A 13,163-nucleotide genomic window follows, 5' to 3' on the forward strand; every position below is an offset into this window, starting at 1 on the left:
GTCGCGAGGTGCCAGACGCAGGCGGCTAAACAAAAACCCGGCTCGCGAGCCGGGTTTTTTGATAATCGCGCGAGGGCGGCGCTGCGCCGCGCCTCGCAAGGCAGTCGGACCGTCAGGCCGGCTTGCCCCAGCTGTCGCGCAGCCCGACGATCCGGTTGAACACGGGCTTGCCCGGCTTCGAATCGACACGATCGGCCACGAAGTAGCCGTGACGCTCGAACTGCACGCGCGTTTCCGGAGCGATGTCGCTGTTGCCCGGCTCGACGTACGCCTGGACGATCTTCTTCGAATCGGGATTCAGCGCCTCGAGGAAGTTCGCGCCGCCCGCGTCCGGATGCGGCTCCTTGAACAGGCGGTCGTAGATCCGCACTTCGGCCGGCTGCGCATGCTTCGCGCTGACCCAGTGGATGTTGCCCTTGACCTTGTAGTTGTTCGCGCCTTCGGTGCCCGACTTGCTGTCCGGGAAGTAGTTGCAGTGCACGGCCGTCACGTTGCCGTCGGCGTCCTTGTCGAAGCCCGTGCACTCGATCACGTAGCCGTAGCGCAGGCGCACCTTGTTGCCCGGGAACAGGCGGAAATAGCCTTTCGGCGGGTTCTCGACGAAATCCTCGCGCTCGATCCACAGCTCGCGCGAGATCGGGAACGTGCGCACGCCGCGATCCGGATGGTGCGGATGCACGGGGGCCGTGCACGCTTCCTCGAGGTCTTCCGGGTAGTTGTCGATCACGAGCTTCAGCGGATCGAGCACCGCGACCGTGCGCGCGGCCTTGTCGTCGAGGTCGTCGCGCAGCGCGCCTTCGAAGATGCTCATGTCGATCCACGAATCGATCTTCGTCACGCCGATCCGCTCGCAGAACAGGTGGATGCTCTCCGGCGTGAAGCCGCGGCGGCGCACGCCGACGATCGTCGGCATCCGCGGGTCGTCCCAGCCGTCGACGTGGCCTTCGGTGACGAGCTGCAGCAGCTTGCGCTTGCTGGTGATCGCGTACGTGAGGTTCAGCCGCGAGAATTCGATCTGTTGCGGCAGCGGGCGCGTGAACATGCCGGCTTCCGCGAGTTCGTTCAGCACCCAGTCGTACAGCGGGCGGTGATCCTCGAATTCGAGCGTGCACAGCGAATGCGTGATGCCTTCGAGCGCATCCGAGATGCAGTGCGTGTAGTCGTACATCGGATACACGCACCACGCGTCGCCGGTGCGGTAGTGGTGCGCGTAGCGGATCCGGTAGATCACCGGGTCGCGCATGTTCATGTTCGGCGAAGCCATGTCGATCTTCGCGCGCAGCACGTGCTCGCCTTCCTTGAACTCGCCGGCCTTCATGCGGCGGAACAGGTCGAGGTTTTCTTCCGGCGTGCGGTCGCGGAACGGCGACGGCTTGCCGCCTTCGGTCAGCGAGCCGCGGTTCGCGCGCATTTCCTCCGCGCTCTGGCTGTCGACGTACGCCTTGCCGCGCTGGATCAGCAGCTCGGCGAATTCGTACAGCTTGTCGTAGTAGTCGCTCGCGAAGTACTGGTGATCGACCGCGTCCTTGCGCCAGTCGAAGCCGAGCCAGCGCACCGCGTCGACGATCGAGTCGACGTACTCGACGCTTTCCTTTTCCGGGTTCGTATCGTCGAAGCGCAGGTGGCACACGCCGCCGTAGTCGCGCGCGACGCTGAAGTTCAGGCAGATGCTCTTGGCATGGCCGATGTGCAGGTAGCCGTTCGGCTCGGGCGGGAAGCGTGTTTCGACGCGGCCGCCCCATTTGCCGGTGCGGTTGTCGTCGTCGATGATGTTGCGGATGAAATTGGAAGCCGCGGGGGCGTCGTTGCGTTCGGTGCTCATGCGGATGGCGTCAGGTTTGGATCGGCGCGCGCCGCGCCGCCGGTTTAATCTTGCTTAATCTTGTAATTCTACCTGAGCGGGGTCCGGCCCGTGCGCGTTGCGCGTAGACGTCGCGCGCGGGTGGTGCGGCCGCGCATTATCTCGACATTGTGTCGGCTGTAACACGACGTAAATCGGATTGCCCGCGGTATTCGGCTTTTTCTATGATCACAGCACCGACTCAATGCCGCCGCAGCGTCGTGCGCGAGGCGGGAGGAACTGAACAATCATGAAGAAGACCACTTTTCTCGTTCGTACCGCGCTGATCGTCGCGGCCCTGTCGCAACTCGGCGCATGCGCGATGACGCATACGCAGCGTAACGCCGGGATCGGCGCGGCCGCGGGCGGCGCGCTCGGCTACCTGATCACGGGCGGCCCGGTCGGCACGGTGGCCGGCGCGGCGGCAGGCGGCCTGGTCGGCGCGAACGTGCGCTGACCGGCGGCGGCGCCTGGCGCCGCCTTCGCACATCCTTCCGATGGTTCGAATATCGACGGGCAGCATCAGGGAGGAACGGATGTGCGACATTCCGTCGACTCATCACGACAATGTCGACGCGGCGGCAGGTCGCCGCCTCGCGTGCGCCGGACGGCCGCGCCGCCGCATCAGCCGTTCGGGTAGGCGGCGGCGATCAGGCTGGCGCGTAGCGCCGTGAACTGCGCATACATGTCGTGCACGAGGTACAGGTCGCGGCGGCGCGTCCACGCCTGTCCCGACTGCGCGTCGTATTGCAGCGGCAGCGGCACCTCGGCGACGGCAGCCGCCTTCATTCCGCGCGCCCGCGACGTCTGGATGCAGCGTTTTGCGTGGTCGCGATGGCCGACGACGCCGACGTTCCCCATTGCCGCCGCGCTGCCTTCGAGCGCGACGATCGCGGCTGCCACGCCGTCGGTGCTGAGGTAGGTGATCGTACCGTCCTTCGCGACGACGGGCTCGATCGAGCGCACGTCGGTCATTCCATACTTCGAGGCGAGAAAGCGGGCGATCTCCCACTGCGCGTAAACCTGCACGGACTTGAGCTGGCGAATGCGGTAGACGGCGTCCGCGAGCGCTTCGTTGACGGGCCCCGGATCGGGCAGCGCCACCTGGTTGCCTCCGCCGACGGGCGTGTTGCCGCTCGCCGCGTTCGCACGATTGCCGAAGCTGTACGCGACGATGCGGTCGATCTGCGCGGCGGGGATCGTCGGCAGGTCCCACGTGAAGCCGATGTCCATCAGATAGGGCGCGACCGTGCCCGCCGTCGACGCGTCACCGAGCTCGGCCGTCAGCTTGCCGACCATCTGGCGGGTCAGTTCGGCGTCCGACACGGCGGGCGGGGAATCGGCGAAACTGTCCCCGCATGCGCTCAGCGCGGCGCTGACGAGCGGCAACGCCGCGGCGGTGGACGTGGACAGAAGGAACGTGCGGCGCGACGACATCGGGTACCTCGACACGAAATGGGCGGGAGAGGCTCGTTTATAGGGCCGCGGCATGACGCGGCCATGTCATGTCCGGCGGTTCGCATGCCGCGCGTTGCCGGCTCGCGCGGCGGCGGTCCTGTCGGCCGGCGCAGTCGGGCGGGCCGGATGTGCGACACTCGATCGACATTTCACCTGCTCATCGCCTGTCGAAGGACCTCCACATGACCCAACCCCTCGTATTCGTGTTGCCGGGCTACGGCAATTCCGGCCCGCTGCACTGGCAGAGCCGCTGGGAGCGCGATGATGCGCGCTTCGTGCGCGTCGCGATGCCCGACTGGGAGCGCGCATTCCGCAACGGCTGGTGTCGCGCGCTCGACCGTGCGGTCGAAGCCGCGCGGGGGCCCGTGCTGATCGCCGCCCACAGTCTCGGTACGCTGACCACCGCATGGTGGGCGACCCGCTATGCGCGGCCGGGCGCGCTCGCGAAAGTGCGCGGCGCGTTGCTGGTCGCGCCGCCCGATCCCGTCGGGCCGGCGTTTCCGCCCGACGCGCACGGCTTCGGCCCCGTGCCGCACGAGCGGTTGCCGTTTCCGACCTGCGTCGTCGCAAGCAGCGACGATCCGTACGGTTCGCTCGCGTTCGCACGCGGCTGCGCGAACGCGTGGGGCAGCACGTTCCATGACCTCGGCCCGAGCGGCCACATCAACGCGGACAGCGGGCTCGGCGACTGGCCACAAGCGCGCGGCTGGCTCGATGCGATGGGGACGACGGACTGACCGCCGGTCGTGGTTCATCGAATCGGACACCTTTTTTAACCAAGTGCGAATTTCATGCGATGCGTCGCGGCGCGACGTGCGCCTTGCTGCCCGTACGATTGGCTTGGGTGCGACGCGCAACCGACTGCATTTTGTGACGAACCCCATGACTTTCTGATCGGCCAGGCCGGTACAGTGACGGCCTGTTCAATTCGATCGGAAGGAGGGGGCCATGTCGAGCGGCGCAAGGCGGAATCAGCAGGTCGGTGGAACAAAAATCGTCGGCGGCGAAAAGAATCGTCGTCGACCTCTCGAATCAGCGCGTGGAAGCGTTTGAAGGGGCGGCGAGGGTGTTCCGCTTCGATTGTGTGACTGGAGACAGTGAGCATCCGACCGATCGTGGCGCCTTCCGCATCATGCGGAAATACCCTACCTATCGCAGTCGCGCCTATGACGTGCAAATGGATTACGCGATGTTCTTCACGGGAGACGGCAAAGCGCTTCACCAGTACCACGGGCCGATGCCGCTGTCGCTTGTGAGAATGGCGCGCAATACCGTCAGCGACTGGTTCGGATCGCACGGCTGCGTACGCCTGGCCGAGGCCGATGCGAAACGACTGTACGACTGGGCCCCGATGGGAACCGTGGTGCAGGTATCGTGAAGATCGCATCGGCAACGCGATTCGCGATCCCGTGTCTGGCGATGCTGGTCGGTGTGCTCGCCGGCTTCGGCTGGCGCAGCCTCGCCGACTGGACCGACAGCCCCATACGGATCGATCCCGGCACCGACTTGCTCAGCGTGCTGCCCGACGAGGTGATGTCGCTGACCTATACGACCGCCGCGCTGACACTGACCGCGCAGCGCTCACAGCCCGCGGCGCGGTTCGCCGTGCAGGTGACTTATGCGGACGGCCGTGCCCCCCGGCAATGCGTGGCGTCGGCGGATCTGGCCGCGCATCTTGGGTCCCTTTCGACGATCGTCGCGCAACGACAGGTCGATCTGGCCGACCTCGCGCGCGAATTTCCACGGCAGATCGGGCGGCTGGACATCCGTGATCGCATCGCGGCCGAGCCGCCGCCGTCGCTCGTCTTCCTGGCCGCGGCGGATTCGAACGCGGTCGCCGTCACCGTCGACAGTCTGTCGGCCGGGCACGGTGGTTACGCAGCCGTCGTGCGTTCGCCATCGCGCGCGGCGCTTGCGGCGCTGGCCGGCGGCTGCGATACGCTGGCCCGGCGCTGACCGGACGGCGGGCGCCCCCCGTTCCGGCCGCCGCCGCGCCGCTCAAATCGCCTGTTTCGCCCTCAGTGCCGCGATCCGCACATCGTCGTAGCCGAGCATGTCGCGCAGCACGTCGTCGGTCTGTGCGCCGAGCAGCGGCGGAGCGGTACGCGCGTCGGGCGGCGTCGCGCTCATCCGGATCGGGTTGCGCACGAGCTTCGCGTCCGCGCCGCTCGGGTGCGGCAGCGACACCTGCATCCCGCGCGCGACGACCTGCTCGTTGTCGAACACTTCTTCGAGATCGTTGATCGGCCCGCACGGCACGCCGGCCGCTTCGAGCGCGTCGATCCAGTCGGCCTTGCCGCGCGCCTTCACCATTTCCGCGAGGATCGGCACCAGCGTGTCGCGGTGGCGCACGCGCGAAGGATTCGTCGCGAAGCGCTCGTCGTCGGCCAGCCCGGGCCGGCCGCCCGCCTCGACGAACTTGCGGAACTGCCCGTCGTTGCCGACCGCGACGATGATCCACCCGTCGCTCGTCTGGAACGTCTGGTACGGCACGATGTTCGGATGCGCGTTGCCCCAGCGCACCGGCGGCTTGCCGCTCGCGAGGAAGTTGGTGTTCATGTTCGCGAGCAGCGCGACCTGCACGTCGAGCAGCGCCATGTCGATGTACTGGCCTTCGCCCGTCCGGTCGCGGTGGGTGAGGGCGGCGAGCACCGCGATCGTCGAGTAGAGGCCGGTCGCGAGGTCGGCGATCGCGACGCCGGCCTTCTGCGGGCCGCCGCCCGGCTCGCCGTCGCGCTCGCCGGTGATGCTCATGAAGCCGCCGATCCCCTGGACGATGAAGTCGTAGCCCGCGCGGTGCGCGTACGGGCCCGTCTGGCCGAAGCCGGTGACCGAGCAGTAGACGAGGTCGGGTTTCACCGCGCGCAGCGAGTCGTAATCGAGCCCGTATTTCTTCAACTGGCCGACCTTGTAGTTCTCGAGCACGACGTCGCTTTGCGCGGCGAGTTCGCGCACGATCTGCTGGCCCTCGGGCGTGGCGATGTCGACCGTCACCGAGCGCTTGTTGCGGTTCGCCGCGAGGTAGTACGCGGCCTCGGCGGTATCCGCGCCGTCCGCGTCCTTCAGGTACGGCGGCCCCCAGTGGCGCGTGTCGTCGCCGGCGCCCGGGCGCTCGACCTTGATCACGTCCGCGCCGAAATCGGCAAGCGTCTGCGCGCACCACGGGCCCGCGAGCACGCGGGTGAGATCCAGCACGCGGATATGGCTCAGGGCACCCATCGTCGAATCGTCTCCTTTCATGGCTGGCCTTGGCGGGCAAGGCGAATTGGGTTGCCGAGCATCTTAAGGCGAATCGGCGTTGCGAGTGGCCCAGCCGGCCCGGCGGAAGGGCCGAGCCGCTTTGCCGGCGCTTTGCCCGGAAGCCGGCCCCGATCCCGTATAATCGATCGTTTCCGAATCCATGCCGCCGCGCGCCGCCCACGGGCGCCGGCGTTTGAAGCCCGTCTTTGCCAGACTGTCCCCGCACGCCATGAAAGCTGCCGAAATCCGCGAGAAATTTCTCAAATTCTTCGAATCGAAGGGCCACACGATCGTCCGCTCGTCGAGCCTCGTGCCCGGTAACGACCCCACGCTGATGTTCACGAACTCGGGCATGGTCCAGTTCAAGGACGTGTTCCTCGGCACGGACCCGCGTCCGTACTCGCGCGCCACGACGGCGCAGCGCAGCGTGCGCGCGGGCGGCAAGCACAACGACCTCGAGAACGTCGGCTACACGGCGCGCCACCACACGTTCTTCGAGATGCTCGGCAACTTCTCGTTCGGCGACTACTTCAAGCACGACGCGATCAAGTTCGCGTGGGAGCTGCTGACCACGGTCTACCAGCTGCCGAAGGACAAGCTGTGGGTCACCGTCTACCAGGAAGACGACGAAGCCTACGACATCTGGGCGAAGGAAGTCGGCGTGCCGACCGAGCGCATCATCCGCATCGGCGACAACAAGGGCGCGCGCTACGCGTCGGACAACTTCTGGACGATGGGCGACACCGGCCCGTGCGGCCCGTGTACCGAAATCTTCTACGACCACGGCCCGGACGTGTGGGGCGGCCCGCCGGGGTCGCCTGAAGAAGACGGCGACCGCTACATCGAGATCTGGAACCTCGTGTTCATGCAGTTCAACCGCGACGCGCAGGGCAACATGACGCGCCTGCCGAAGCAGTCGGTCGACACCGGCATGGGCCTCGAGCGTCTCGCCGCGGTGCTGCAGCACGTGCACAGCAACTACGAGATCGACCTGTTCCAGAACCTGATCAAGGCCGCCGCGCGCGTGACCGAGATCAGCGACCTCACGAACAACTCGCTGAAGGTGATCGCCGATCACATCCGCGCGTGCTCGTTCCTGATCGTCGACGGCGTGATCCCCGGCAACGAAGGCCGCGGCTACGTGCTGCGCCGGATCGTGCGCCGCGCGATCCGCCACGGCTACAAGCTCGGCCGCAAGGGTGCGTTCTTCCACAAGCTGGTGGCCGACCTCGTCGCCGAGATGGGCGTCGCGTATCCGGAGCTGAAGGAAGCCGAGCAGCGCGTGACCGACGTGCTGCGCCAGGAAGAAGAGCGCTTCTTCGAGACGATCGAGCACGGCATGTCGATCCTCGAGGCCGCGCTGGCCGACGTCGAGGCGAAGGGCGGCAAGGTGCTCGACGGCGAGCTCGCGTTCAAGCTGCACGACACCTACGGCTTCCCGCTCGACCTCACGGCCGACGTGTGCCGCGAGCGCGGGATGACGGTCGACGAGCCGGCATTCGACGACGCGATGGCGCGCCAGCGCGAGCAGGCGCGCGCGGCCGGCAAGTTCAAGGCCACGCAGGGCCTCGAATACACGGGCGCGAAGACCACCTTCCACGGTTACGAGGAAATCGCGTTCGACGACGCGAAGGTCGTCGCGCTGTACGTCGACGGTTCGTCGGTCAACGAAGTGAAGACGGGCCAGGACGCGGTCGTCGTGCTCGACCACACGCCGTTCTATGCGGAATCGGGCGGTCAGGTCGGCGACCAGGGCGTGCTCGCGAACGCCGCGACGCGCTTCGCGGTCGCCGATACGCTGAAGGTGCAGGCCGACGTGATCGGCCACCACGGCACGCTGGAACAAGGCACGCTGAAGGTCGGCGACGTGCTGCGCGCGGAAATCGACGCGCACCGTCGTGCGCGCACGCAGCGCAACCACTCGGCTACCCACCTGATGCACAAGGCGCTGCGCGAAGTGCTCGGCGCGCACGTGCAGCAGAAGGGGTCGCTGGTCGACGCGGAAAAGACCCGCTTCGACTTCGCGCACAACGCGCCGATGACCGACGACGAAATCCGTCGCGTCGAGCAGATCGTCAACGACGAGATCCTGGCCAACGCGCCGGGCATCGTGCGCGTGATGCCGTACGACGAAGCGGTGAAGGGCGGCGCGATGGCGCTGTTCGGCGAGAAGTACGGCGATGAAGTGCGCGTGCTCGACCTCGGCTTCTCGCGCGAACTGTGCGGCGGCACGCACGTGAGCCGCAGCGGCGACATCGGCTTCTTCAAGATCGTCGTCGAAGGCGGCGTCGCGGCCGGCATCCGCCGCGTCGAGGCGATCACCGGCGACAACGCGCTGCGCTACGTGCAGGAACTCGACGCGCGCGTGAACGAAGCGGCTGCCGCGCTGAAGGCGCAGCCGTCGGAACTCACGCAGCGTATCGCGCAGGTGCAGGACCAGGTGAAGTCGCTCGAGAAGGAACTGGGCGCGCTGAAGTCGAAGCTCGCATCGAGCCAGGGCGACGAGCTCGCGCAGCAGGCCGTCGAAATCGGCGGCGTGTACGTGCTGGCGGCGACGCTCGACGGTGCGGACGCGAAGACGCTGCGCGAAACGGTCGACAAGCTGAAGGACAAGCTGAAAAACGCGGCGATCGTGCTGGCGGCCGTCGAAGGCGGCAAGGTCAGCCTGATCGCGGGCGTCACGCCGGATGCGAGCAAGAAGGTCAAGGCCGGCGAGCTCGTGAACTTCGTCGCGCAGCAGGTCGGCGGCAAGGGCGGTGGCCGTCCGGACATGGCGCAGGCGGGCGGCACCGAGCCGGCGAACCTGCCCGGCGCGCTGGCTGGCGTGAAGGGCTGGGTCGAAGAGCGGCTCTGATCGGCCTGGCCGGCGCGGCGCTCGCCCGAGCGTCGCGGGCCCGGTCCGGCCGTGCGATGCGCGACGGCCGCCCGGTGGCGGGGACCGAATGAAACGACTTGACCGGCACAGGCCGGCCGGGTCGTTTTGCGTTTACGCGCAGCGAGCCTGCGGGACGATCCTTCAGGCCGGCGCCGCCGCGCGCCGCTTCCCGGCATCGGCCGGCGGCCGCGCGGCCGCCTCCAGTGCGTCGCGCAGTGCGCCGAGTGCCGCCGACGCATAACCCTGCCGCCACGCGAGCAGCGTGTCGATGCTCTCCAGTTCGGGGATCACATGCGCGGCGATGTTGCCGGTCTCGGGCTGCAGGTCGAGCACCGAACGCGGCGCGACCGCGATGCCCGCGCCTGCCGCGACGCACGCGACGATCGCGTGATACGACCCGAGTTCGAGCACGCGCGCCGGCTTGACGCCGTGCGCCGCGTACCACTGTTCGACGTACTTGCGATACGTGCAGCCGCGCTCGAATGCGATCAGCGTCGGCAGGATCACGTCGCGCGGCGTGCGCACCGGCGGATGGCCGCGCGGCGTGAGCAGCACCAGGTCCTCGCGGAAGATCGGCACGGTCTCGAACGTGTCGGGCAGCGTGTCCGGTGCGGGCGGGCGCGCGAACAGCGCGGCGTCGATTTCGAAGTCGCGCACGCGCTCGATCAGCCAGCCCGTCGTGCCCGTCAGCAGTTCGAGCGACACGTCGGGCCACACGTGGTGATAGCGCGCGAGCACGGTCGGCAGCCGGCTCGCGGCCGTGCTTTCCATCGTGCCGAGCCGCAGCCGCCCGCGCGGCGTGTCTTCGCGCACCGCGTCGCGCGCCTCGTCGGCGAGCGCGAGCAGGCGCTCCGCATACGGCAGCAGCGTGTGCCCGGCCGGCGTCAGCACGAGCCGGCGGCCGTCGCGCACGAACAGCGCCGCGCCGAGTTCCTCCTCGAGCTGCTTGATGCGCGTCGTCACGTTCGACTGCACGCGATTGAGCTTCGCCGCCGCGCGCGTCACGCCGTTCTCGCGCACCACGGCCCGGAAAATCGCCAGCGCCGCCAGATCCATGATTCTCTCCGAGCGATGAATGGATTCTCAATTATTCATTTTTCGAGAATGTTTGGTCAAGCTACGATGACGGCATTCCGATTCACCGTCCGGCCGTGCGCCGTCCGGTATTGCCGCCGCTTGCCGCCATGTCCCGTTCCGATGCTGCGTCCGCCGTGCGCGGGCTTTCTTCATACGATGCCGCCCGGGCGGCCGCGCTTGCCTGCATGATCGGGCTCGCGGTCGCGCTCGGCGTCGGCCGCTTCGCGTTCACGCCGCTGCTGCCGCTGATGCTCGCCGACGGCTCGATCGGGCTGAAGGGCGGCAGCTGGCTCGCGTCGGCGAACTATGCAGGCTACTTCGTCGGCGCGCTCAGCTGCGCGGCGCTGCGCGTCGCGCCCGCGCGGATGGTCCGCTTCGGGCTCGCGGCCACCGTGCTGCTCACCGCCGCGATGGGCGTCGGCCATCTGCTGCCGGTTTGGCTCGCGGTGCGGTTCGTCGCGGGCGTGGTCAGCGCATGGACCTTCGTGTTCGTGTCGCAATGGGGGCTGCGCCGCCTCGCGGAACTGAGCGCGCCCGAGTGGAGCGGGGTGATCTACGCGGGGCCCGGCGTCGGCATCGTGCTGACGGGGCTGATCGGCAGCGCGCTGGCCGGCCATCGCGCAGCGCCCGGCTGGCTCGGCTTCGCGGCGCTGTCGGCCGGGCTGTCGGTCGCGATCTGGCGTACCTTCGGCGTCACGTCGGCGCCCGGCCTGCCGTCGTCAGGCGGCGCGCCGCGTGCGCCGGCCGCCGCGGCGCCGGCGGCCACGCAGCGTCACCGCGCGGACGCCATGTCGCTCGTCGTGCTGTACGGGATGCCGGGCTTCGGCTACATCGTCACCGCGACCTTCCTGCCGGTGATCGCGCGCGCCGCGCTGCCGGCCGGCTCGCCGTGGCCCGACCTGTTCTGGCCGATGTTCGGCGCGGCGCTGATCGTCGGCGCGATCGCAGCTGCGCGACTGCCCGGGCACTGGGACAACCGGCTGCTGCTCGCGCTCGGCTGCGCGACGCAGGCGCTCGGCATCGCGGCCGGCATCGTGTGGCCGAACGCGGTCGGCTTCTCGGCCGGCAGTGCGCTGCTCGGCCTGCCGTTCACCGCGATTACGCTGTTCGCGATGCGCGAGGCGCGCCGCCTGCGCGGCGAGCGCGCGGCGGGGCTGATGGGGTACGCGACCGCGTCGTACGGGGTCGGGCAGATCGCGGGGCCGCTCGTGGCCGCGCCGCTGGTGGCGCAGAGCGGGTCGTTCACGCCGGTGCTGTGGATCGCGGCGGCGTCGCTCGTGGCCGGCGCGGCCGGGTTTGCGATGTGCGCATCGCGCGGCAGGCGCCGGTCGCCGGATTGATCGCGGCGCGTGCCGCGCCGCCGTCGCCGGTGGCGCTTGCCGCGTTCGCGACGCGCGAGCCCGCGCGGCCCGCCGCGGCGGACGACCCTGACGCGGCTGGGGCCAGATCCTCTGCGGCGCGGGCAAACTCGCTAGAATGAAGCCTTTCCCGCGCCGAGCGGGCGCGCGAGCCGCCTGCGGGCGGCCTCCCCGGCGTCCGCCATGCCCACATCGATGACCACCGCCGACTACCGCTTTTGCCCGCGCTGCGCGAGCCCGCTCACGGAGCGCGCCGATCCCGACCATGAAGGCGGCCGCGTTCGCCAGGCCTGCCCCGACGACACCTGCGGCTATGTCCACTGGAACAACCCGCTGCCGGTCGTCGCGGCGATCGTCGAGCTCGACGGCAAGATCCTGCTCGCGCGCAACGCGGCCTGGCCCGAAGGCATGTTCGCGCTGATCACCGGCTTCCTCGAGAACGGCGAGACGCCCGAGGACGGCATCGCACGCGAGGTGTTCGAGGAAACGGCCCTGAAGGCCGAGCACGTGTCGCTCGTCGGCGTCTACGAATTCATCCGCAAGAACGAACTGATCATCGCGTACCACGTGCGCGCGTCGGGCACGGTCGCGCTGTCGCCGGAACTGCTCGAATACAAGCTCGTCGATCCGCCGCTGCTGCGTCCGTGGCGCGCCGGCACGGGTGTCGCGCTCGCCGACTGGATGCGTGCGCGCGGCCTCGATTTCGAATTCGTCGACCGGCCGGGCCAGTGACGGGCCGGCCAGTCGGGTTGCAGCCGCCGTGCCGCGCGCGATCGCGGTGCCCGGCTTCCTGTCGGCGCGCCGTGTCATGCGGCCGCCGCGCTTCGTCCTCAGCGCTTTCATCGTCCTGACCGCCACCGCCATCGCCATCGCCATGTCCGACAAGCCGCAACCGCGTCCGCGCGACGCCTATCGCCACTTCCTGCCGATCACGACCCGCTGGATGGACAACGACGTCTACGGGCACGTGAACAACGTCGTCTACTACAGCTACTTCGACACGGTCGTGAACGAATACCTGATCCGCGCCGGCGTGCTCGACGTCGAGCACGGGCAGACGATCGGCCTCGTGGTCGAGACGCAGTGCAACTACTTCGCGCCGCTGGTGTTTCCGCAGTCGGTCGACGCGGGCTTGCGGGTCGTGAAGCTCGGCACGTCGAGCGTGCGCTACGAGGTCGGGCTGTTCGCGCAGGGTGACGCGTCGCCCGCCGCACAGGGGCATTTCGTGCACGTGTACGTCGATCGCGACACGCGCCGCCCGGTGCCGCTGCCCGACGCGCTGCGCGCCGCGCTCGGGCCGCTCGCGGCCTGACTT

12 protein-coding genes are annotated in these 13,163 nt (G+C 68.7%); 8 read left to right on the forward strand and 4 right to left on the reverse strand.

Features of this window, described 5'->3' with window-relative positions; all coding sequences use genetic code 11:
• Positions 1-112 precede the first annotated feature (112 nt).
• Positions 113-1,822, reverse strand: coding sequence for a glutamine--tRNA ligase/YqeY domain fusion protein (locus tag WT26_RS10325; protein WP_027787758.1), 1,710 nt, complete (start codon positions 1,820-1,822; stop codon positions 113-115).
• A 265-nt stretch (positions 1,823-2,087) separates the two neighbouring features.
• Here WT26_RS10325 and WT26_RS10330 point away from each other — a divergent pair, with 265 nt between their 5' ends.
• Complete coding sequence (locus WT26_RS10330; protein WP_069272795.1) at positions 2,088-2,297, forward strand: ornithine acetyltransferase; 210 nt, start codon at positions 2,088-2,090, stop codon at positions 2,295-2,297.
• A 167-nt stretch (positions 2,298-2,464) separates the two neighbouring features.
• Here the strand turns inward: WT26_RS10330 and WT26_RS10335 are convergent, their stop codons facing one another.
• Positions 2,465-3,277: a hypothetical protein gene (locus tag WT26_RS10335; RefSeq protein ID WP_060154468.1), complete on the reverse strand. Its 813-nt coding sequence runs from the start codon at positions 3,275-3,277 to the stop codon at positions 2,465-2,467.
• Positions 3,278-3,480: 203 nt separating this feature from the next.
• Between WT26_RS10335 and WT26_RS10340 the strand changes: the two genes are divergently transcribed.
• The 3 genes from WT26_RS10340 (at position 3,481) to WT26_RS10350 (ending at position 5,254) form a co-directional block, all read left to right on the forward strand.
• Positions 3,481-4,035 carry an RBBP9/YdeN family alpha/beta hydrolase gene (locus tag WT26_RS10340; RefSeq protein WP_069272796.1) on the forward strand — a complete coding sequence of 185 codons (555 nt, stop codon included), beginning with the start codon at positions 3,481-3,483 and terminating at the stop codon, positions 4,033-4,035.
• A 245-nt stretch (positions 4,036-4,280) separates the two neighbouring features.
• Positions 4,281-4,676: a L,D-transpeptidase gene (locus WT26_RS10345; protein WP_230461615.1), complete on the forward strand. Its 396-nt coding sequence runs from the start codon at positions 4,281-4,283 to the stop codon at positions 4,674-4,676.
• A complete protein-coding gene (locus tag WT26_RS10350; protein WP_230461616.1) occupies positions 4,673-5,254 on the forward strand; it encodes a hypothetical protein in 582 nt (193 codons plus the stop codon). The genes WT26_RS10345 and WT26_RS10350 overlap by 4 nt, the downstream gene beginning before the upstream one ends.
• Positions 5,255-5,296: 42 nt before the next feature.
• On the opposite strand, the gene WT26_RS10355 is transcribed toward WT26_RS10350, so the two are convergent.
• A complete protein-coding gene (locus WT26_RS10355; RefSeq protein ID WP_059527713.1) occupies positions 5,297-6,517 on the reverse strand; it encodes a CaiB/BaiF CoA transferase family protein in 1,221 nt (406 codons plus the stop codon).
• A 250-nt stretch (positions 6,518-6,767) separates the two neighbouring features.
• Here WT26_RS10355 and alaS point away from each other — a divergent pair, with 250 nt between their 5' ends.
• Positions 6,768-9,392, forward strand: a complete 2,625-nt coding sequence (gene alaS / locus WT26_RS10360) for an alanine--tRNA ligase (protein WP_059666221.1) — start codon at positions 6,768-6,770, stop codon at positions 9,390-9,392.
• 162 nt (positions 9,393-9,554) lie between these two features.
• Here alaS and WT26_RS10365 read toward each other — a convergent pair whose 3' ends face one another.
• Positions 9,555-10,469: a LysR family transcriptional regulator gene (locus WT26_RS10365; protein ID WP_069272797.1), complete on the reverse strand. Its 915-nt coding sequence runs from the start codon at positions 10,467-10,469 to the stop codon at positions 9,555-9,557.
• Between the two features lie 128 nt (positions 10,470-10,597).
• Between WT26_RS10365 and WT26_RS10370 the strand changes: the two genes are divergently transcribed.
• From WT26_RS10370 to WT26_RS10380, 3 genes are all read left to right on the forward strand, one after another.
• Positions 10,598-11,830 carry a YbfB/YjiJ family MFS transporter gene (locus tag WT26_RS10370; RefSeq protein WP_069272798.1) on the forward strand — a complete coding sequence of 411 codons (1,233 nt, stop codon included), beginning with the start codon at positions 10,598-10,600 and terminating at the stop codon, positions 11,828-11,830.
• A 213-nt stretch (positions 11,831-12,043) separates the two neighbouring features.
• Positions 12,044-12,580 carry an NUDIX domain-containing protein gene (locus WT26_RS10375; protein ID WP_048244161.1) on the forward strand — a complete coding sequence of 179 codons (537 nt, stop codon included), beginning with the start codon at positions 12,044-12,046 and terminating at the stop codon, positions 12,578-12,580.
• A gap of 142 nt (positions 12,581-12,722) precedes the next feature.
• Positions 12,723-13,160 (forward strand): acyl-CoA thioesterase, encoded by a 438-nt coding sequence (locus tag WT26_RS10380; protein WP_059527705.1) that lies wholly within the window; start codon positions 12,723-12,725, stop codon positions 13,158-13,160.
• Positions 13,161-13,163 lie beyond the last annotated feature (3 nt).

It is taken from the genome of Burkholderia cepacia (assembly GCF_001718835.1).
In the GTDB taxonomy this organism is placed as follows: domain Bacteria; phylum Pseudomonadota; class Gammaproteobacteria; order Burkholderiales; family Burkholderiaceae; genus Burkholderia; species Burkholderia cepacia_F.